Source organism: Kamptonema sp. PCC 6506 (genome assembly GCF_000180455.1).
GTDB lineage: Bacteria > Cyanobacteriota > Cyanobacteriia > Cyanobacteriales > Microcoleaceae > Kamptonema > Kamptonema formosum.
The window spans coordinates 16,195-35,979 of sequence record NZ_CACA01000040.1 but is presented as its reverse complement, the minus strand read 5'-3'; the positions used below and the strand labels follow the sequence as shown (position 1 = coordinate 35,979).

The following is a 19,785-nucleotide window of genomic DNA, read 5'->3' as shown; positions in this document are numbered from 1 at the left end:
TCCCCATCTACCCATCACCTCCGAGATTGCGGCCAGGGAATGTTTAAGTCAGTGGCAAGTTCTTCAGAAACTGCGATCGCACCATAGCGATTAAGATGGCTGGGGTCGAAAAAATAGTCATTTCGCTTAGACCACCGTTGTGAGAAGTCGCGGAAGATAAAGCCTTTTTCCTGTGCGAGGCGCTGCATTCGCTGTCGGAATGCCTGTTCAGCCCTCGATCGCACGGAGTCTAAATAGTCGTCTGTTAAGGGTAAATTGACGAATACAAGGGGTATTTTGCGACTTTTGGCAAAATTGGCGATCGCGCTCAACGCTGCTATCTGCTTGCCATCTAGAGTGAAATTACTATAGTCGCCGTCGTAGTTACCAGCAACAAAAGGGCGATTGTTATAGTACGTTGCTGGGTTGTAACGCGCGGACAAAGCTAGAAATCCGTTAGAGTCGATCGCATTATCTGACTCACCCAAGAAAGCCTGTGCTAAGGTGCGTTCAGGGGAAAGGAAGTTTTGAGTTTTGTAGGGGCGGTGCCCCCGTGCCCGCCCTAAGTCTTGAGTTTGGAGTTGAGGAAAAATTCTCACTTGTGAGTTTAATTCTTGTGAATAGCTGACTGTTAAAGCTTCGCCTGCTGATTTCGTAGAGAATTCCCCTGGTAAGGTAGCATTGCATGGCTGCGGGAATTTATAACACTGGCGGGTATTTTGTGATTGGTTCTCCGACAGTTTGGGGCGAATGCCAGCAGCTAACATTTTATTACCTTCAGAGGCAGCGATCGCATTAAACGTTCGATCTATTCGACCACTATTCAAGGCTCGTACACCATCTGCCCATAGTATCATTTGTGGCATCTGCTGCGGTGCCAATAGCCTCCGCAGTTGATATTCAACAACTTGTGCAGTCGCGCCGTTGACTCCAAAGTTAAATACTTTGAGATCGAAATATCCTTGAAAGGCTAAGGATTGTTGTAGCTGTTTGGGATCTATGCCTTGTAAGGCGCGGGAACTACCGACTATGAGAATATCTGGCGGCCCAAGGGCGGCGACGTAGGATAGGTAAAGCTGTAATTGTTGGTCGAGGAGCTCGCTGCTAAATGAGGGGGAATTAACCTGCGATCGCAAAGTTGCGGCTTGCTGCTGCGAATAATTAAGATACCTCATATATTCGACAACTTTTTTCTCCGCAAAGGCACGTCTGGGGTTTCCTGGGGGAACAGCTTGCATCCAGGCTACAGCTTGTACCCAATAGCGAGATACTTCGTCCCAGTCTGATTTCGAGCTTGCAGATTGAACTAAGCTAGCAGCTTTGTTGGCAAAATTTACTGAATGACTAAAGGCATCGCCTTGAACGCAGGAAAGGGAATTTGCTGATTTGTTAGTTTTGTTTAAGTTTTGGGTAAGAACAGATTTAGGGGATTGTCCCTCGATAGGGGTTGTTGGGGAGGAAAATTTAGCGGCGCTGTTGGGCTGCTCAGTCGGCGTACATCCGACACTTAGCGCTAGCATAGCTAAGGTAGCACAAGCGCGTCTGAAAAATTTGGCGCTGAGCCTAGCGGTATAGTGGCGGATCATAAACGTTTCGCGTTTCCACAAATGTGACTTAATAATTAATAAACCATAAATTGTTAGCGATTGGGAGCACTAGCAGACTCAATAACGCCTTCAGCTTGATGAACGAGCGATCGCAACTTTTCGAGTATATCCGGCTGCACTTTTTGCCACAACCCCCGCTGGTGTGCTTCTAACAACCTTTCTGCCATATCTCGTAATGCCCAAGGATTCTTTTGTTGAATAAATTCTTGTACCTTTGCATCGAATAAGTAAGCCTCTGCTACTCCTTGATACATAAAATCTTCTACACAGTTTGCTGTCGCACCATAAGCAAATAAATAATCAACTGTGGCAGCCATTTCAAAGGCACCTTTGTAACCGTGACGCATAACTCCAGCTATCCACTTAGGATTTATAGCACGGGAGCGGTAAACTCGCTCAATTTCATCTCCCAGTTGTCGCACTTTAGGATTTTCAGGAATGGAATTATCCCCGAAGTAAGTGTTAGGGTTTTCGCCGCGCAATTTGCGGACAGCCGCAGTCATTCCTCCTTGAAATTGGTAATAATCATCGGAGTCTAGTATATCATGTTCGCGGTTGTCTTGATTGTGCAAAACAATTTGCATTCCACTCAGGCGTTTTTCAAAAGCTTCTGGTGCTGATTCGCCCCAAGAACCTCTCTCTATCTTCTCTTGGTAAGGGGGGAAGTTAGAAGGTTTATCTTGGTTAGGGGATGAATTAGAAGATATCTCTTGGTTAGTATTTGTGTTAGCAGCTTTCCCTTGATTAGCATTTATGTTGGCACCTTCTCTTTGACTTAAATTCGTATTAGATGCAGTGTAAGCGTAGCTACTCCAGTTAATATAAGCTTTAGCCAAGTCTTCGTCATCAGTCCAATTTTGAGACTCAATTAAACCTTGAAGTCCCGCCCCATAAGCACCAGGTTTTGAGCCGAATACGCGATAACTCGAACGAATTTCGGCCTGTTGTTGTGTCAAACCATTTGATTGCCAAAACTGAGTTTCTGCTTGAACTTGAAACGCTAAGGGATTTTGTTCTGGTGGTTCCTTTAAACTCGCAACTGCTTGTACTGCTGAATCAAATAAATCGATTAAATTAGGAAAAGCATCGCGGAAAAATCCAGAAATTCTTAAAGTCACATCAACGCGAGGTCTTCCTAATATTGAAACTGGCAAGATTTCAAAATCTATCACTCGCCGCGAGGGGCCATCCCAAATTGGCTGCACCCCTAACAAAGCTAGTGCTTCTGCGATGTCATCTCCACCTGTTCGCATTGTAGAAGTTCCCCAAATTGATAACCCTAAAGTTTGAGGATATTCGCCATTTTCTTGAGTGTATCTTTCAATTAAAGATTCAGCCGCAAGTTGCCCAATTCTCCAGGCTGTTTCTGTTGGTACGGCGCGAATATCTACGGAGTAAAAATTGCGTCCAGTTGGCAATACATCTGGTCTTCCTCTGGTAGGTGCTCCCGATGAACCGCTGGGGACATAGCGCCCATTTAGCCCGCGCAATAAGTTAATAATTTCTTGGTTAGTTTGTTGGAGTGCGGGTAAAAGATAGTTACGAATCCAGTCTAATTCTTGTTGTGTCGCTTTGCCAATATTTGTAACTGTAGATATTGACTTATTAACGCCGATCGCGTTAATATTTTCTTGGTTGATATGCTGGCAATAATCGTGAATTAAATTATCCACCAATTCAGCCGCTTTTTGTTCCAATATCTCGATCGTATCACCAATACTACGCGGCTGATTTTGAGCGAGATTTATCTGTTGAATAGATAAGCTATCGGCTGTCTCAATCAGCACTGACATATCCGCAGTCAAAGGGTCAAAATCCAGTTGTAAATCTTTAGCTAAGGCGCGAGTTAAGCCTAAGCGGTTGGTTTCGGGGTGACGCGCGATCGCAATTATTAAATCCCGCAGTTGTCGCCCTTCGGGACATTGCCCAAAAACGTGCAAACCATCTCTAATTTGTGCTTCTTTAAGTTCGCAGAGATAGCCATCTGTGCGACTAAGAAACTCTGCAAATTTTTCATTATCTATTGACTGTTCATTGACAAATAACAGATCGCGGTGTAAGTTTTCTTTGTTAGCAAGAGTAAGGATGCGATCGCGAATAATTGGCAACCTAGAAGGGTCTAAACTTTGAGCTTCGTAATATTCATCTATTAACGCTTCTAATTGTTGCAATGGCCCGTAAAGTTCCGCCCGTGTCATCGGCGGGGTGAGGTGGTCAATTATCACAGCTTGGGAACGACGTTTGGCTTGCGATCCTTCCCCTGGATCGTTAACAATAAATGGATAAAGGTGAGGTAATGGGCCGAGGGCAACTTCTGGATAGCAGTTACTAGATAAGGCTATACTTTTACCCGGTAGCCATTCTAAATTTCCGTGTTTGCCTACATGAACAATTGCCTGAGTTCCAAAGTTTTCTCGCAACCAATAGTAGTATGCTAGATAATTGTGAGTAGGCTCTAAATCAGGGGCGTGATAGTTTAATGTCGGGTCAATTTCATAACCGCGTGCGGGTTGAATTCCGACAAAAATATTGCCTAGTTGAATACCAGGAATCGGGAAGTGAGAATGATTAGCTTCTAAAGACCATCTCTGACTAATTCCAGCTTGCACTGGTTGAGGTAAAGTGGTAAAGTATTGTTGATATTCTTCTAAACTCAGATATTGTTGAATCGGTCGCAATTCCCGCCCTTCGGGGTCATTGGTAAACCCAGATGTCAGTAATTTAACTAACTCATCGCCGCTAGTTGGGATGTTTTCTATTTGATAGCCAGCTTGTTGTAAAGCTTTGATGATTTCTATGCAGCTAGCAGGAGTATCCAAGCCAACGCCATTCGCTAATCTACCGTCACGAGTGGGATAATTTGCTAATATTAACGCTATGCGTCTGTTAGCGATTGGTGTTTGTCGCAGTCGCACCCAATTAGCGGCTAAATCTGCTACAAATTGAATGCGATCGTTTGCAGGTTCATAACCGACAACATCGGTTTCTAATTCGCTATTCCAAGTCTGTACGGCCTTAAAAGAAACTGCCCTAGTGATGATTTTACCATCTACCTCTGGTAGGGCTATATTCATCGCCACATCGCGAGGAGAAAGTCCTTGAAAATCAACTTTCCACTGTTCTACAGTTCCGCCGCTAAATATTACTTGCAATACGGGAACATCTAAGGATTTAATATTTTCTAATTCCCGGTCTTGACTTCTGAAACCTGAGACAGCAAAACTGGTAGTATTGAGTAATAATTGAATTTGTTCTGAATCTTGGGGCTGGAAATATTGACCTAATTCGGCTTGTACGTCGGGTTCGCGTAGAGAAGAGACAAACACGGGAACAGGGGCTAATTTTCTGTCTGCTAAAGCTTGACAAAGTGCATCAATTGGTGCTAGATTACCAGATAAATAATGAGCGCGATAAAATAATATTCCCACCTTAGCAGCATTGGCTAAACTGGATAAATCATCTGCACCTCCCACAGAGAAACTATCTCTTAAATTCGGGGCTAACCAATGGTAAATCCCTACACGGGGTACTTGTTTAGGCAATGGGGGATTATAAGCAGTTTTCAAGCCAATATCCGCGATCGATTTCAGGCCGTTAACGAAATTTTCGACTCCGCCTTCTGTAAAATAACGCCATAATCGATCTACTGCTGATAAGGATACCGTTGAATGGCTAATTAAATCGGGATCTGGGCCATTATCTCCTGGCATTACTATCAGTTCTGCCTTAGTTTTTTGCACGACTTCCCGCACAACTTCTAACCCATAAGACCAATAAGAACGCCCTCCCAATAACCGTATAATGATTACTTCTGCTTTTTCTAATACCTCTTCAGCGTAAGTATCAATAGTTAACTGCTGCTGCAATTGTAACAGATTAGCTACTCGTAGAGATGGGAATCCTGCTGGTAATTTAGATATAGCTGTCGCGAGAGTTTGAATATCAGTATCAGCGGCTGTAATAAATACAATAGGTGCGGGTGTTTGCTGAAGGAAAATTACTCCCTCTGATTGAGGATTCCAACCTCCCGGTGTTGCTGCTATACGGTGCATTTGTTTTACCTTGTAGAGTGTTAATAAATATAGCTAGGGGCTAGGGGCTAGGGACTAGGGACTAGGGGAAAAAGGGAATAGAATCAAGGGCTTCGCCGTGAGTCCTCAGCCGAACAGTTTCAGTAATTTAGAATGTCCTAACCACCTTGACCGTTGCTATAAAAGAAAATATTAATAGCAACTCTATTATCCTAAATATGCCTGTTTTACGCGCTCATTTTTCAATAAATCTGAAGCCACGCCAGAAAGGGTAATATTACCAGCTTCCAGCACATAACCTCTGTCAGCAATTTGTAATGCTAAATTAGCGTTTTGTTCCACCAATAGAATTGTAACACCTGTGGAGCGCAAAGTTTGAATAATACTGAAAATCTCGCGCACGATTGCGGGGGCCAAACCAAGACTAGGTTCATCTAATAATAGCAGTTTTGGGCGACTCATCAATGCCCGCGCGATCGCCAGCATTTGCTGTTCCCCACCGCTGAGAGTTCCTGCTAGTTGATGGCGACGTTCAGCTAACCGAGGGAATATCTCAAATTGCCTTTCTAAATCGGCTTTTATTTCCGCAGAATCAGACCGAACGTAAGCCCCCAATTCTAAGTTTACCAGAATAGTTTGCCGAGCTAAAACTCGCCTCCCTTCTGGACTGTGAGCAATCCCCAGTTTAACAACTTCATGGGTTTGGCGACGGGTAATATCTCGCCCATCATAGACGATTTCTCCGGCACTAGAATTGACCATTCTAGAAATAGCTCTTAGGGTAGTGCTTTTACCAGCACCATTAGCACCAACAAGGGTAACAACTTCCCCCATATTAACAGTTAAGTTGATATCTTGCAAGGCTTGAATGCCACCATAATTAACAAACAATCCTTTAACATCTAACAACACATATTTGCTTTTCTCTACATTCATCTGCGGTAAAAAGTCCTTATTCATCTCCTAAATAAGCCTCGATTACTGCCGGATCGTTTCTAACCGTAGCTGGATTGCCCAAAGCAATTAGCTGACCGAAGTGTAAAACTGCAATTCTGTCGCATAAGCCCATAACTAATGGGACGTGATGCTCAATTAATATTACAGTAAGATTGAACTGTTGTCGCAGTTCTCGGATAAATTCACTGAGTTGGTGTTTTTCAGAGGGATTCATGCCGGCGGCGGGTTCATCTAACAGTAATATTTGCGGTTCGAGGGCGAGAGCACGGGCAATTTCTAGGCGACGTTGATCGCCGTAGGGAAAGTTTTTGGCTTTTTCGTGAGCGCGATCGCGCAATCCCACTAATTCTAATAATTCTAAGGCTTTTTGCTTAGTTCTGCGTTCCATAGTGTTAGCTTTTGGTAAACCCAATATACCAGCCATCAGTGATAAGAATGGATTTCCATCGCGGCTGTGGATGTGTCTGGCGATCGTAACATTTTCTAGGGCGGAAAGTTCCCCAAATAAGCGAATATTTTGGAAGGTGCGGGAAATGCCTTTATTGGCAATTTGATAGGGGCGGAGTTGGGAAATATCTTGGTTTTGATAAATGAGTTGACCGCTGGATGGTGTTATCAATCCGGTGACAAGATTAAATAGAGTTGTCTTGCCAGCACCGTTGGGGCCGATGAGTCCAAATATTTCATTTTTTTGGACTGCAAAAGATACATTATTGACGGCAATTAATCCTCCGAATCTGCGAGTTAGTTCTTTGGCTTCTAGGACAGTAGTATTGGTTGAAAGGGGAATAGTTGTTGATGCAATCATAAATAAAATAATACAGAAATTAATAAGATCATACCTTGTAATTGTCCTGGGATCAAGCTAATATATAATAGCGTCTACTCAAAGAGTAATGGCTGAAGCAGATATCGGTAGCAAACGTTTAATTAGTTTGGCTCCCAATGCGTGGGTACAATGGGTGACAAATATCCCCGATGCGATCGCAAGAAATATTCTTGATGCTGAGTTTCAATGGCTTAGCCGCGAGAGCGATGTCTTAGTGAAAGCATACAGTCCTGAGCATGGGGAATTTCTAGTTTTAAATGAGTTACAATCTCAATATACCAGTCGGATGCCTCGGCGGATGCGGGCCTATGCCGCACTCGCACAGGAGAAGTATAATTTACCAGTATATCCGGTGCTGGTTAATATTTTCCAGCCTGAAGAGATTGTGACGATTCCCACGCGCTATGAGTCTAATTTTATGGGATTGATAGCGCGTCAAGATTATCGGGTGATTAATCTTTGGGAAGTGGATGTTGAACTGGCATTTGGGCCGTCGTTGACTCCTTTACTTCCCTTTGTTCCAATACTTAAAGGTGGAGATAATGAGTCAGTTGTGGTGAGGGCAGTGACAGCTTTGCGAGCAGATGAACAGTTGCGAGAATTGGAAAATCTCTTGGGATTTTTTGCCTGTTCTGTGTTTGATGTTGCTAGAGTTAGAGAAATTTTGAGGTTTGATATGGCAATATTACAGAAATCTCCTTTGTTTCAGCAAATGGCGCGGGAACAGCGACAGCAAGAAAACCTGCGCGTGCTTTTACGTCTGATTCAGCGTCGCTTTGGTGAGGTATCAGCGGAGATAGGGGCTAATTTACAAAGGTTGAATATCGAGCAATTAGACGAGTTGCTGGATGTGCTTTTTACGGTAAATTCTCTCGATGAATTTATCAATTCTATTCCCTCGCAAAATAGGAATAGTTCAGAGTTAGGATAGTGCAAAGGTAGGGGCGAACGGCCGTTCGCTCCTGCTGTTGGCCCGCAATGCTTGGGCGCAAATGCCTGATGATCCAAGATTTTTCAGAGAAACCGGGTTTTTTTGCGTAAGTTATATTGATGAAAATGTAGATATTTTTATCCCGAATCGCTGAGAATGTTCAGCAGGTGAACGGTTTATACTTAAATGACTAAGCATTACCCACAAAAACTCGCTGCTATACTGACTTTCACTCTCTTGTCTTGCGGTGCGCCGTTACTTTTGAGCGCTAATGCCTTGGCCCTGGAAAACCGCAAGCCAGAAGTCGCGACTACAGAGATTGCCCCACTGATTGCGAAGTTAAAGAGCACCAATGAAAAAGAACTGGATGCAGCCATTAAGAAGTTAGGCAAAATTGGTGAGCCAGCTATTCCTGCTCTGATTCAAGCCTTGGGGGATAAGAATTTGCTAGTCAGCCGGAGTGCTGGCGAGGTTCTACAGAAAATTGGTACCCCTGCGATTCCTGCCCTTCTTCAAGCCTTGAAAGACTCAGATGTGCAAATTCGCCGTCGCGCTGCTGGTGTGTTACGCGGAGTTATATATTTTAGTTTGGAATTGGGAAAATTACCAGAAGCTACAGGTTTTGCACCTGCATTGATTTCCCTGCTTAAAGACTCCGATGCACAGGTGCGTAGCAATGCTGCTGATGCCTTGGGGAACATCGGTGCAGAAGCCAAAGCCGCTGTACCTGCGTTGATTCCCCTGCTCAAAGACTCCGATGCAGACGTGCGTATCAATGCTGCCTCTGCCTTGGGGAAAATTGGTGCAGAAGCCAAAACGGCTGTACCTGCGTTGATTCTCCTGCTTAAAGACTCCAATGCAGAGGTGCGTAATAATGCTGCCAATGCCTTGGGAAGCATCGGTGCAGAAGCCAAAACGGCTGTACCTGCGTTGATTCCCCTGCTTAAAGACTCCGATGCAGAGGTGCGTAGCAATGCTGCCAATGCCTTGAGGAACATCGGCGCAGAAGCCAAAGCTGCTGTACCTAAGTTGATTCCCTTACTCAAAGACTCCAATGCAGACGTGCGTAGCAGTGTTGCCCATGCCTTGGGGAGCATGGGTGCAGAAGCCAAAGCTGCTGTACCTGCGTTGATTCCCCTGCTCAAAGACTCCGATGCCAACGTGCGTAGCAGTGTTGCCCATGCCTTGGGGAGCATGGGTGCAGAAGCCAAAGCCGCTGTACCTGCGTTGATTCCCCTGCTCAAAGACTCCAATGGACTCGTGCGAAGCATTGCTGGCTATAGCTTGGGGGACATCGGTGCAGAAGCCAAAGCCGTTGTGCCTGTGTTGATTTCCCTGCTCAAAGACTCCGATGCCAACGTGCGTAATAATGCTTCTTTTGTTCTGAAGACAATCGCTCTCAACATTCAAGACCAAGCAAAAACGCTATCCCCAGCAGAATTGGATAAAGTTATCCGAGAACTTGAACCCGCTTTAAAAATCTTAGAAGACCCTAAAGCTAAGTTTTCAAAAGAAGACATCGCAACAGTGCGCCTCTCCATCGAAGCCCTCAAAGCTAAAAGAAACGCCCATTTATTCAATTTAATTCGCCAGAATAAATGGGTAGCAGCAGCAATAATTTACCTGATATTCTTCCCTTCCCTTTGGTCTGCAATCCTCCGCCTGCGTCCCCTCTGGATACTGCAAATTAACGACGCGCTCAAATCCTACGATTTTAAACTACCTGAAACCTGGGGCGGCGCACCTATACGGATTCGCGACCTTACCTTTATCCGTTTTTTCATTTACCATCCCAGAGTCCTAGATGCCTGGGTTTCCACCCACATCGAAACAGTCCGCGAACAATTTACCACACAAGAAACAGTCGAAATCCGCGCTACTTACATCCCAGTTTCCTTTGAACTAGACGACAAAAAAGTAACTGAAATTCGATGTCAAGAATTGCAGTCAACTTTCACCAAAAACCGCATCCGTTTGTTGATTTGGGGTGAAGGCGGCATCGGCAAAACTAGCATCGCCTGTCAAATTGCAGATTGGGCAATGGAACCAGATCAAAACAAACGCCTCACCAAACATCTGATGATTCCTATACTAATGGAAGAAGAACTAAAGAATGTAAACGAGGACAAAGATTCTTTCTTAACAGCAATTAACGGTCAACTAAAATCGATCGCTGACCTCCCCAAGCCTGCTGATGAAGACTTGCTAAAACAATTATTACAACAGCGCCGCCTGCTGGTAATTGTTGACCATTTTTCGGAAATGTCAGAAGCTACCCAAAAGGCAATTCTCCCTAACTCTCCTGATTTTCCCGTCAATGCTTTAGTTGTCACTTCGCGGCTGGATTCAAGCCTGGGAAGAGGCAATAAAACCACGCTTCACCCGCTGCGAATTGAGGGATCGGAATTATCCGATTTTATGCAGAAATACTTGGAAAAGCTAGGGAAAATACATCTGTTTGGCGGTTCGCGGTTTCACTATGCTTGCGGTGACTTGGCTAAACTTTTAGAGGGAATCGAAAATCAAGGAAGAAGCACAACTGTCTTATTTGCCAAACTGTACGCTGATGTGTTAATTGCTAATAAAACGGCAGACAATACTAGCGACGACGATTCACCTAAAAATATCCCGGATTTGATGCTGTCGTACCTAACCGAAATTAATCGGGATGTGGCAGAGGATAAATTGAGCGATAACGAAGTTCACGAAATAGCTAAAATGTTGGCTTGGGAATGCCTAAAAGTTACTTATCGACCCACAAGTATCAAGATTAAAGATGCTTTAACTGCTCTATCTGCGTTGAATTTACAGGATGCTGAAGCACGCCTTAAATATCTGGAAGAAAAACTCCGTATCCTGCAAAGGAAGGGTTCTAGCAAAGACAATATTAGTTTTGTTCTTGACCCCGTAGCCGAGTATTTAGCCGGGTTGCATTTAGTGGATATTTATGGTAATGATGATAGTAAATGGTGCGATTTTATCATCAATGGAGATTTTCAGACTTCCCTAGAGGCAATTAAAGGCTTTATGTTAGCAGTTCGTGATTGCTATTTAGCCAAAGTTCTTGATGCAAAAGTTACTGATTATCTGCCTAGTGAAATAGCCACGCGCTATAATATTTCTATTACTGTACCGGCTCAAACTCCTCAACTCGTCTCACCATGAGGCTGAGTATAATACCAAATCCAGGTTAGTTATCCCCTTTATTAGCAATAATCTGTCATTGCGAGCGAAGCGAAGCAATCGCAGAGACTAGGCGATTGCTTCGCTTCGCTCGCAATGACAATAAAGCTCGCAATAGCAATAAAGCTCGCAATGACAATAAAGCTCGCAATGACAATAAAGGATAGCTGGATTTGGTATAATCGGCGGTTGAAACCGCGTCTACACAGACAAAACCCGCCTACGCGGGTTAAATTTTTACATCCTCTTTTAGGTCGGACTTTGATAGTCGAGACGTACATTCTCTGCGCCACAATACCTCACAAAATCCGAGCCTAATACAATTGATTATTATGATACAGTAGTTGTTAGGGAAGGCGATGATTCCTTAACAGCTTCGATATCTTTGAACAGCACTGTACTCAGGTAACGTTCGCCAAAACTAGGTTGCACCATTACTATCAGTTTCCCAGCATTTTCTGGGCGTTTGCCGATGGTAATTGCTGCTGATAAAGCTGCACCGGCAGAGATACCTGAAAGCAATCCTTCTTCTTTGGCTAATCTGCGGCTAAATGCGATCGCGTCGTCATCGGTAACGGCAATCACTTCATCGATTAGTTCCTTGCGAAGGACTTCGGGCACAAATCCCGCGCCAATACCTTGAATTTTGTGCGGGCCCGCTTTACCTCCCGCGAGCACTTGACTGTTGACAGGTTCAACTGCGATCGCTTTAAAACTCGGTTTCCGCTGTTTAATTACCTCAGCAATGCCTGTAATTGTCCCCCCAGTACCAACCCCAGAAATTAAGAAATCGATCTCACCATCCGTATCTGCCCAAATTTCCTCTGCTGTCGTTTCCCGGTGAATTTTAGGGTTAGCGGGGTTGTTGAATTGTTGCGGCATAAAAGCATTGGGAGTTGTCGCGGCAATTTCTGTCGCCCGCGCGATCGCACCTTTCATCCCCTCATACCCCGGTGTCAATTCCAATTCTGCCCCGTAAGCCTTCAGCATCGCCCGCCGCTCTAAGCTCATCGTATCTGGCATGATTAAAATTAAACGGTAGCCTTTCGCCGCCGCTACCATTGCCAAAGCAATTCCCGTATTTCCCGAAGTCGGTTCTACTAAAATTGTTTTCCCTGGTGCGATCGCTCCCGCCTCTTCTGCTGCTAGAATCATGCTAGCGCCAATTCTGTCTTTTACTGAAGCTGCCGGATTCATCCCTTCCAACTTCACTACAATTCGAGCTACACAACCTTCTGCTTGCGGAATTTTGTTAAGCTGAACTAAAGGAGTCCGCCCAATTAGTTCCGTCACGTCTTTAGCAATTCTCATGGAAATACCCCTGTGATGTTTTTATCAACGATCGTGTTTTTACCATGAAAGCCCCCTTTATCGATAAAGTTTTAGGGTTTTTCAAGATTTAAAGGCATTGTAGGGTCGAAGCAATTGAGCCTTTATTTACCGTGAAATCCAAAATTTCTGGTGCAAATGCTTTTGCCATTACCCAAGTAATTACTAATTATCACAGATTTTGTCAAATACAGTATTTATTACCTCAGTGGAGAGGTCAAAATAATAGTAGCAAACAAATAAGATACGAAGGCTGCGCTTCCAGAAATCCCCAAACACAGAAAGCTAACTACTGTTAAAATCATCCCTACTGCTGGCGGCATATAATTCCTTGCAATAAACAAAGTCATTCCAACTAAACTCAAAATCACAACAACAGCCGCGTAACTTACCATCCAAACCTTCTCTCGCCCTGGGGGATAAGCAATTGTTACCGCCACTGGTATTAGTGGTACACTAAGGGCAAGAGCAGATAAAACTGTTAACTTTCTCGCTTCCATATTTGATAAAACTTCAGCACCTATAGTCCCCGAAGTGCAGTAGCAAGTGAAAGCAAAAATAATACCACATACAAAGCTAGCTTTTATCAACTCGGTTGAAGGGGTCGCCAATTTCTCGGAGGAGTTAAACTGCAAAACCAAGGTAAATACTAAAGGAAAGACTATACTTAACAAGCAGTATCCAAATGAAATTACTGGTAGCCACCTGGGAAAGATACTGTTAATAGGAAAAATTGCAAAAATCAATTCCCCAATCACAATTGTCAAGAAAAAATACGCAACTATCCGACCTATTTTTGTAGTGATACTCAACCAACGATATGTCAAGTATCTGCGTTTGTAAACTTCAACTACACCCAATTTAGCATTTTCTAATTGGGGATCAATTCTGAGAGCTGCCATAAAGTGTTGTAATGCTGCTTCATTTCGCTCTTCATCCAGCACAAACCATCCCAAACTACTAAGTGCACTAGGATTTTCAGGATCGTTGAGCAGTGCGGATTTAACATTAGCTCTCGCTTGCTGCTTGCGACCTAATTCGGACAGAATTGCTGTGCGGATATTAAGGGATTCTGGATGTTGGGGGTTTATTCTTAAACCTCGTTCAACTGTTTCTAAAGCTTTCAAGTAGCAATCCCTATAAGGTCTTTTGCCTGTAAATAAATCACTAACAGTCATAGTCTCTAGACTTTTTTCCCAGCGTTCAGCTCTCTGTATGTGCAGAATTGCTAAGAAACAAAAGTAATCAGCATTTTCCGGCTCTAATCGGATTGCCTCAGCAATTGCTAATTCTGATTTCTGCAATTGTTTAACATCATTTAAAGTCCGGCGGTACTCTCTATAAAGCCTGAGAGCAACGCTTGCCTGTACGTAGTGAGCATAGGAATAATCCGGGGCGACATGAATCGCTAAATCGGCTTCTTTGACAGCAGCTTCATATTGCCGAAATTCAATTAAGCACAAACTTAGCCAAGCATGAGCTAGCGAATTTTCGGGGTCAGTTGCTAACTCTTCGCGCAGTTCCTTTTCTGCCAACTCGTAGCGAGATTGTTGGAGTAAAATCTCGGCTCGTTCTAGATGTACGCCCATTATAGTTTTAAGTATTTGAGAATATCGTCGTAGACACCGCCTTGATTTGAGTATAAGGCATAGTTGCGAGCAGTAGCAAACCATTCTTGTGCGGAGGGTTTGATTGTGTCTGCCGCCGCTGCCAAGTCTTTTGTAGTCAGAGGTTTGGGGATACCTTGTTTCATCGCTTCCTGCAATTTTTTCTCCACTGCTAAATCAAGAATTGCTTTCAAATCTGCACCTGAAAAATGTTCAGTTTTTTTACTCAAATAATCGAAGTCAATGTCTTGAATTGGCTTGCCGCGACACAGCAACCGCAAGATAACTGCCCTCGCTTGAAGGTCTGGCGGCGGTACGAAAAGAATGCGATCAAAACGCCCCGGTCTGCGGAAAGCTGAGTCTAAAAACCAAGGGCCATTTGTCGCAGCTAATATTAAAATACCTTCGTTAGAAGTTTGAGAGCCATCTAATTCGGCAAGGAATTGGTTAATAATTTGGCGGTTCCCCGCTTGGCGCATATCAGTGCGTTTTGCTGCTAGCGCATCCACTTCATCAAAGAAAAGTACGCAAGGTCGATCTCGCCGCGCTTGCTGAAAGATTTCATGCAGGTTTTTCTCGCTATTTCCAATCCACATATCTAGGACATCATTAATGCCAATTGAGATGAATTTGGATTGAATTTCTCCAGCGGTAGCTCTAGCGAGATATGTTTTGCCGCAACCGGGAGGGCCGTAGAGCAAAACTCCGCCGCCTATAGATTTGCCGTAGGCTTGATAAATTTCTGGGTTGGTTAAGGGATAGATAATTTTGAGGCGAATTTCTTCTTTAATTGTTTCCATTCCGCCCACATCTTTGAAGGTAATTGTAGGTTTTTCGTGGGATGTTTCTAGGGGAGAGGCTGTATCTTCTAAGAAGTTGCGATCGCTACCTGCATTCTGTAAACCGTCTCTCAAGACAAAGCCTAGTCTCTCAGCCAATTCTGGGTCATTAACCGCAGGGTCAGCCTCAACTGCTTTGCGGTATTGCTTCGTTGCAAGTCCGACCTCGCCAGTGCTTAGCAGGATGCGAGTATATAATAGATACACGCTAGCTCGATTTTCGGAACTTTTGAGTAGGTCTTCGACAATTACCACCGCTTGAGCACTCTTGCCTTGCTGATAGAAAGCGCGGGCTAGACCGAATTTAAGTTGGTGGGTAGACGGTGCGATCGCCAGCGCCAATCTATACTCTGTCTCAGCTTCCTCAAATTGTCCCAGCCCTAAAAGAGTATCTGCAAGGTGCTGGCGTAGGGGTACGTTGTCGGGAGAAAATTGGAGGGCAGCACGGAGTGCCTGAAGCGTTTCTTTGGTACTCATAAATACGCAGATAATTAGCTTTGATTCTAATTAATTTAATTAAAACCTAGAAGCGAATCTTCTACGTAGATGAACATAAATAAACACTATAACTTGTAGGGTGGGCGCTCGCCGCAACAAAACTTGTAACTCATAGCTATAGATAGTTGTCGGCGATCGCCCTTACGTTTAATTGCATCTTGATTATTTTTCTACAACTCAACTATTGACAACTTTCGATATTTATAGTATAGAAACCCAGTAATCGTGCCAAATCTATCCGAGGTGAGATGCGATCGCCTCTGTACCGAAGCCAAAAGGTTACAATTAAAAACAAATTAGCATTTCATAACATTACGGTTTCGTTAAATTGAACTCCTCTGTGCAGCCCAACAACAACTCCACTCAACCCTTTGAATTTGACTCAATAGATGCCGCCCTAGCGGAACTCAAGGCCGGACGCGCCCTAGTAGTAGTCGATGACGAACACCGCGAAAACGAAGGCGATGTCATTTGTGCTGCCCAATTCGCCACCCCAGACATGATTAACTTCATGGCAGTTCAGGCGCGGGGATTGATTTGTCTAGCATTGACTGGCGATCGCCTCGACCAACTCGACCTCCCCCTGATGGTCAGCAAAAACACCGACAGCAATCAAACCGCCTTCACCGTCAGCATCGATGCCGTTAGCAACGTCACCACAGGCATCTCCGCCGAAGACCGAGCTCGCACCATCCAAATCGCCATCAACCCCACCACCAAACCAGAAGAACTGCGTCGTCCCGGTCATATTTTCCCCCTCAGAGCAAAAGAAGGCGGCGTATTAAAACGCGCCGGTCACACCGAAGCATCAGTTGACTTACCAAGACTCGCAGGACTATACCCCGCAGGCGTTCTCTGCGAAATTCAAAACCCCGACGGTTCGATGGCCAGATTGCCAGAATTAATCGAATACGCCAAAACCCACCAGCTCAAAATTATCAGCATTGCCGATTTAATCAGCTATCGCCTCAAACACGATCGCTTTGTCCGCCGCGAAACCGTCGCCAAATTGCCCACTCAATTCGGCGATTTCATGATTTACGCTTACCGCGACCTTCAGGACAATACCGAGCACGTCGCCATAGTCAAAGGCGACCTCGCGGATTTCCAAGATAAACCAGTCATGGTGCGCGTCCATTCCGAATGCCTGACCGGAGATGCCTTGGGTTCTCTGCGCTGCGACTGCCGAATGCAGTTACAAGCGGCCTTGAAAATGATTGAAAATGCCGGATCGGGCGTAATAGTTTACTTACGGCAAGAAGGCAGAGGAATTGGTCTGGTCAACAAATTAAAAGCTTACTCCCTGCAAGACATTGGCTTTGATACCGTCGAGGCAAACGAACGCTTAGGCTTTCCCGCCGACCTGCGAAATTACGGCGTGGGGGCGCAAATGCTCAACGATTTAGGTGTCAAAAAGATCCGCTTGATTACCAACAATCCCCGCAAAATTGCTGGTTTAAAAGGTTATGGAATTGAAGTTAGCGATCGCGTTCCCCTACTGATCGAAGCCACAGACTACAATTCCATGTATTTGGCCACAAAAGCCGAAAAACTCGGCCACCTACTGTTACAGACCTATTTAGTCACAGTAGCAATTGAAATGAAGGAAGAAGGAACAGGGAAGAAGGAAGAAGGAAGAGAGAGGAAAGAAGAAGCAGAAGCAGGAGAACTAGAATTCCTCGCCTCCAGTCCTCAAATCCCAATTTACGATCGCTACGATCGCTTAGAGAAACTGCGGGCGATCGCGAAAAGCCATGACTTAATCTTGCAAGAAGAAGCTAGACCAGTCGCGATCGCCCTCTTCGGCCAAGCCTCCTTAATCGTACATCTAGGCTTCGATCAAGCCGGACTTGCGGCCCCCCACTGGTACTCCGAACCCAACCACCCTTACATAAATGCGATCGCCCAAATTCTCGACGAAATCGCCACCACCTGGCCCCAACTGCAAAAATTGGAATTCATGGTATCCTCCGGTGCCGATCCCCTCAAAACCTTACAGGTAAAATTAGACAGGCAAACCTTTCCCCTCCCTGTTCTCCCTTCCTCAATGGCAGCACACCTGCAATCTCAAGTAATATACAGTTTCACCAATATCAAAACTCACGAGTCAGAAACTTGAAACCCATTCAACCCAGTCAGCACTTAGAAACCTATTGTCTGAAAACAATTTACCAGAGAAAAGCCAATGAATATCTCCTAACTCCAGATAATACGCTGCGCCAAAAAGGCAAACGGCGTATGGGCAGGAACCCAGAGAATATTCAATTATCTCTCTGGGATATTGAGAGAGAAATCTCGCTCAGAATCCCATCCCCTTTAGGGTTGGGAGTGTCAATTCAAGGGACTTAGTGACATGGAATTGAACGTTGGTGACTTTCTCAACCGCCTCGATCTCAGAGGACAAGAACTCAAAGGTACTAACCTCGCGGGTGCGGAACTCCGGGGAGCCAACATGAGGGGAACCGACCTCAGAGACACTAACTTCAACAATGCTAGCCTCAAATATGCAGACCTGATCGAAGCAGACTTGAGCCGAGCCAATCTCAGCGGAGCAGACTTATCCGAATCATTCATGAATTTGGCTAACCTCACCGAAGCAGACTTGAGGGGAGCCTGTCTCAAAGAAGCAACTCTTGTAGGAGCAGAGCTAACAGGAGCTAACCTCCAGCAAGCAAGTCTAATTATGGCCAACTTAGTTGGAGCCAACTTAGATAAAGCCAACTTAGCCGGAGCCAACCTCAGCGGCGCAGATTTTCGGGGAGCCCAATTGAGCGGTGCAATTTTGGAGAAAGCTGTTTACAATAACCGCACCATTTTCCCCCAAGATATTAACCCCACTGAAGCAGGAGCTTTCTTGCTTGCTCCCAGCGTCTCGCTACCAGGACTAAATCTCAGCAAAGTCGATCTGACCGGTGCTGATTTGAAAGGAGCTGACTTAAGGAGAGCAAGTTTAATTAGAGCCAACTTATTTGGCGCAAAACTCGATAGAGCAAATTTATCTGGAGCCAACCTCAGCGGCGCAGATTTAAGAGAAGCAAGTTTAATTGCCACCATTTTAGAAAAAGCTGTTTATAATAATCGAACTTTATTTTCTGAAGGTATTGACCCCAGTTTTGCTGGAGCCTACTTAATCGCTCCCAATGTTTCTCTGCAAGGGGTAAATTTAGTTGGTGCTGATTTAAGCGGTGCTGATTTAAGCGGTGCTGATTTAAGCGGTGCTAACTTAAGCGGTGCCAATATGACAAAAGTAGATCTTAGCAAAGCTAACTTGAAAAAAGCTTACCTTAAAGGTACAAACTTAGAGAGTACAGATTTAAGAGGAGCGAATTTTACGGGTGCGATTTTACATCAGGTAAATTTGAGCGCTGCTGACATTAGAGAAGTAGATTTTACTAGAGCAGACCTCAGCGGTGGTAATTTGAGCGAGGCAGATTTGAGAGGTTCTGACTTGACAGGAGCGAGTTTGCTTCATGTAAACTTGAGTGCAGCAGATTTGAGAGGCGCTGACTTGACTAGAGCTGACCTCACCGGCGCAAATTTAAGCGGTGCTGACCTCAGAAAAGCTGAGTTGATGAGAGTAAATATGGAGGGTGCTGATTTGAGTGAGGTAGATTTAACTGAGGCTAATTTATTTCGAGTTAATCTCAGAGGCGTTAATCTCAAAGGTGCAAATTTGAAGGGTGCAAAGTTGAAGGGAGTATTTTTGACGGATGCTTATTTGAGTGAAACTGATATGACAGATGTGGCTCTTAGTCAAACATTTTTTGAGCTACCAAATTCTATAGAATAATTTTGTTAGTTGTTAACTGTTAACTGTTAACTGTTGGTAATTTATGATATTATTACAAATAATCTATGATGTAATTGTGAATAATATTTGGTGTCATTGCGAGCGCAGCGAAGCAATCGCAAAGACTTGAGATTGCTTCGCTGCGCTCGCAATGACGGAAATCTGGTCAATCACCAATCACCAATTACCAATTACCAATTACCAA

The 19,785-nt window shown here is 44.5% G+C and carries 12 protein-coding genes; 5 read left to right on the top strand and 7 right to left on the bottom strand.

Annotation, left to right across the window (positions count from 1 at the left end):
• Positions 1-14: 14 nt before the first annotated feature.
• The 4 genes from OSCI_RS02325 to OSCI_RS02310 all read right to left on the bottom strand — a co-directional run bounded on the left by OSCI_RS02325 (position 15) and on the right by OSCI_RS02310 (position 7,382).
• A complete protein-coding gene (locus OSCI_RS02325) occupies positions 15-1,565 on the bottom strand; it encodes a hypothetical protein (RefSeq protein ID WP_007353243.1) in 1,551 nt (516 codons plus the stop codon).
• A 53-nt stretch (positions 1,566-1,618) separates the two neighbouring features.
• A complete protein-coding gene (gene cobN, locus OSCI_RS02320) occupies positions 1,619-5,638 on the bottom strand; it encodes a cobaltochelatase subunit CobN (protein ID WP_007353242.1) in 4,020 nt (1,339 codons plus the stop codon).
• Between the two features lie 186 nt (positions 5,639-5,824).
• Positions 5,825-6,553 (bottom strand): ABC transporter ATP-binding protein, encoded by a 729-nt coding sequence (locus tag OSCI_RS02315; RefSeq protein ID WP_007353241.1) that lies wholly within the window; start codon positions 6,551-6,553, stop codon positions 5,825-5,827.
• Positions 6,554-6,569: 16 nt separating this feature from the next.
• The gene (locus OSCI_RS02310) at positions 6,570-7,382 is read right to left on the bottom strand and encodes an ABC transporter ATP-binding protein (protein WP_007353240.1); all 813 of its coding nucleotides are present in this window, start codon (positions 7,380-7,382) and stop codon (positions 6,570-6,572) included.
• Between the two features lie 88 nt (positions 7,383-7,470).
• Here OSCI_RS02310 and OSCI_RS02305 point away from each other — a divergent pair, with 88 nt between their 5' ends.
• Together OSCI_RS02305 and OSCI_RS02300 are read left to right on the top strand one after the other, a co-directional pair.
• Entirely contained in the window at positions 7,471-8,334 is an 864-nt protein-coding gene (locus tag OSCI_RS02305; RefSeq protein WP_007353239.1) for a DUF4351 domain-containing protein, read from the top strand.
• Positions 8,335-8,520: 186 nt separating this feature from the next.
• Complete coding sequence (locus OSCI_RS02300; protein ID WP_007353238.1) at positions 8,521-11,499, top strand: HEAT repeat domain-containing protein; 2,979 nt, start codon at positions 8,521-8,523, stop codon at positions 11,497-11,499.
• 348 nt (positions 11,500-11,847) lie between these two features.
• On the opposite strand, the gene cysK is transcribed toward OSCI_RS02300, so the two are convergent.
• The 3 genes from cysK to OSCI_RS02285 all read right to left on the bottom strand — a co-directional run bounded on the left by cysK (position 11,848) and on the right by OSCI_RS02285 (position 15,769).
• Positions 11,848-12,828, bottom strand: a complete 981-nt coding sequence (cysK, locus tag OSCI_RS02295; protein WP_007353236.1) for a cysteine synthase A — start codon at positions 12,826-12,828, stop codon at positions 11,848-11,850.
• A gap of 218 nt (positions 12,829-13,046) precedes the next feature.
• The gene (locus OSCI_RS02290; protein WP_007353235.1) at positions 13,047-14,435 is read right to left on the bottom strand and encodes a tetratricopeptide repeat protein; all 1,389 of its coding nucleotides are present in this window, start codon (positions 14,433-14,435) and stop codon (positions 13,047-13,049) included.
• Positions 14,435-15,769, bottom strand: coding sequence for an ATP-binding protein (locus OSCI_RS02285; RefSeq protein WP_007353234.1), 1,335 nt, complete (start codon positions 15,767-15,769; stop codon positions 14,435-14,437). The genes OSCI_RS02290 and OSCI_RS02285 overlap by 1 nt, the downstream gene beginning before the upstream one ends.
• A gap of 361 nt (positions 15,770-16,130) precedes the next feature.
• Between OSCI_RS02285 and ribBA the strand changes: the two genes are divergently transcribed.
• Genes ribBA through OSCI_RS02270 form a run of 3 tightly spaced genes read left to right on the top strand, consistent with a single transcriptional unit; the run spans position 16,131 to position 19,580 of the window.
• The gene (gene ribBA, locus OSCI_RS02280; protein WP_007353233.1) at positions 16,131-17,909 is read left to right on the top strand and encodes a bifunctional 3,4-dihydroxy-2-butanone-4-phosphate synthase/GTP cyclohydrolase II; all 1,779 of its coding nucleotides are present in this window, start codon (positions 16,131-16,133) and stop codon (positions 17,907-17,909) included.
• Entirely contained in the window at positions 17,906-18,139 is a 234-nt protein-coding gene (locus tag OSCI_RS02275; RefSeq protein ID WP_007353232.1) for a hypothetical protein, read from the top strand. Before ribBA ends, OSCI_RS02275 begins: the two co-directional genes overlap by 4 nt.
• A gap of 4 nt (positions 18,140-18,143) precedes the next feature.
• Entirely contained in the window at positions 18,144-19,580 is a 1,437-nt protein-coding gene (locus tag OSCI_RS02270; RefSeq protein ID WP_007353231.1) for a pentapeptide repeat-containing protein, read from the top strand.
• Positions 19,581-19,785: the final 205 nt, after the last annotated feature.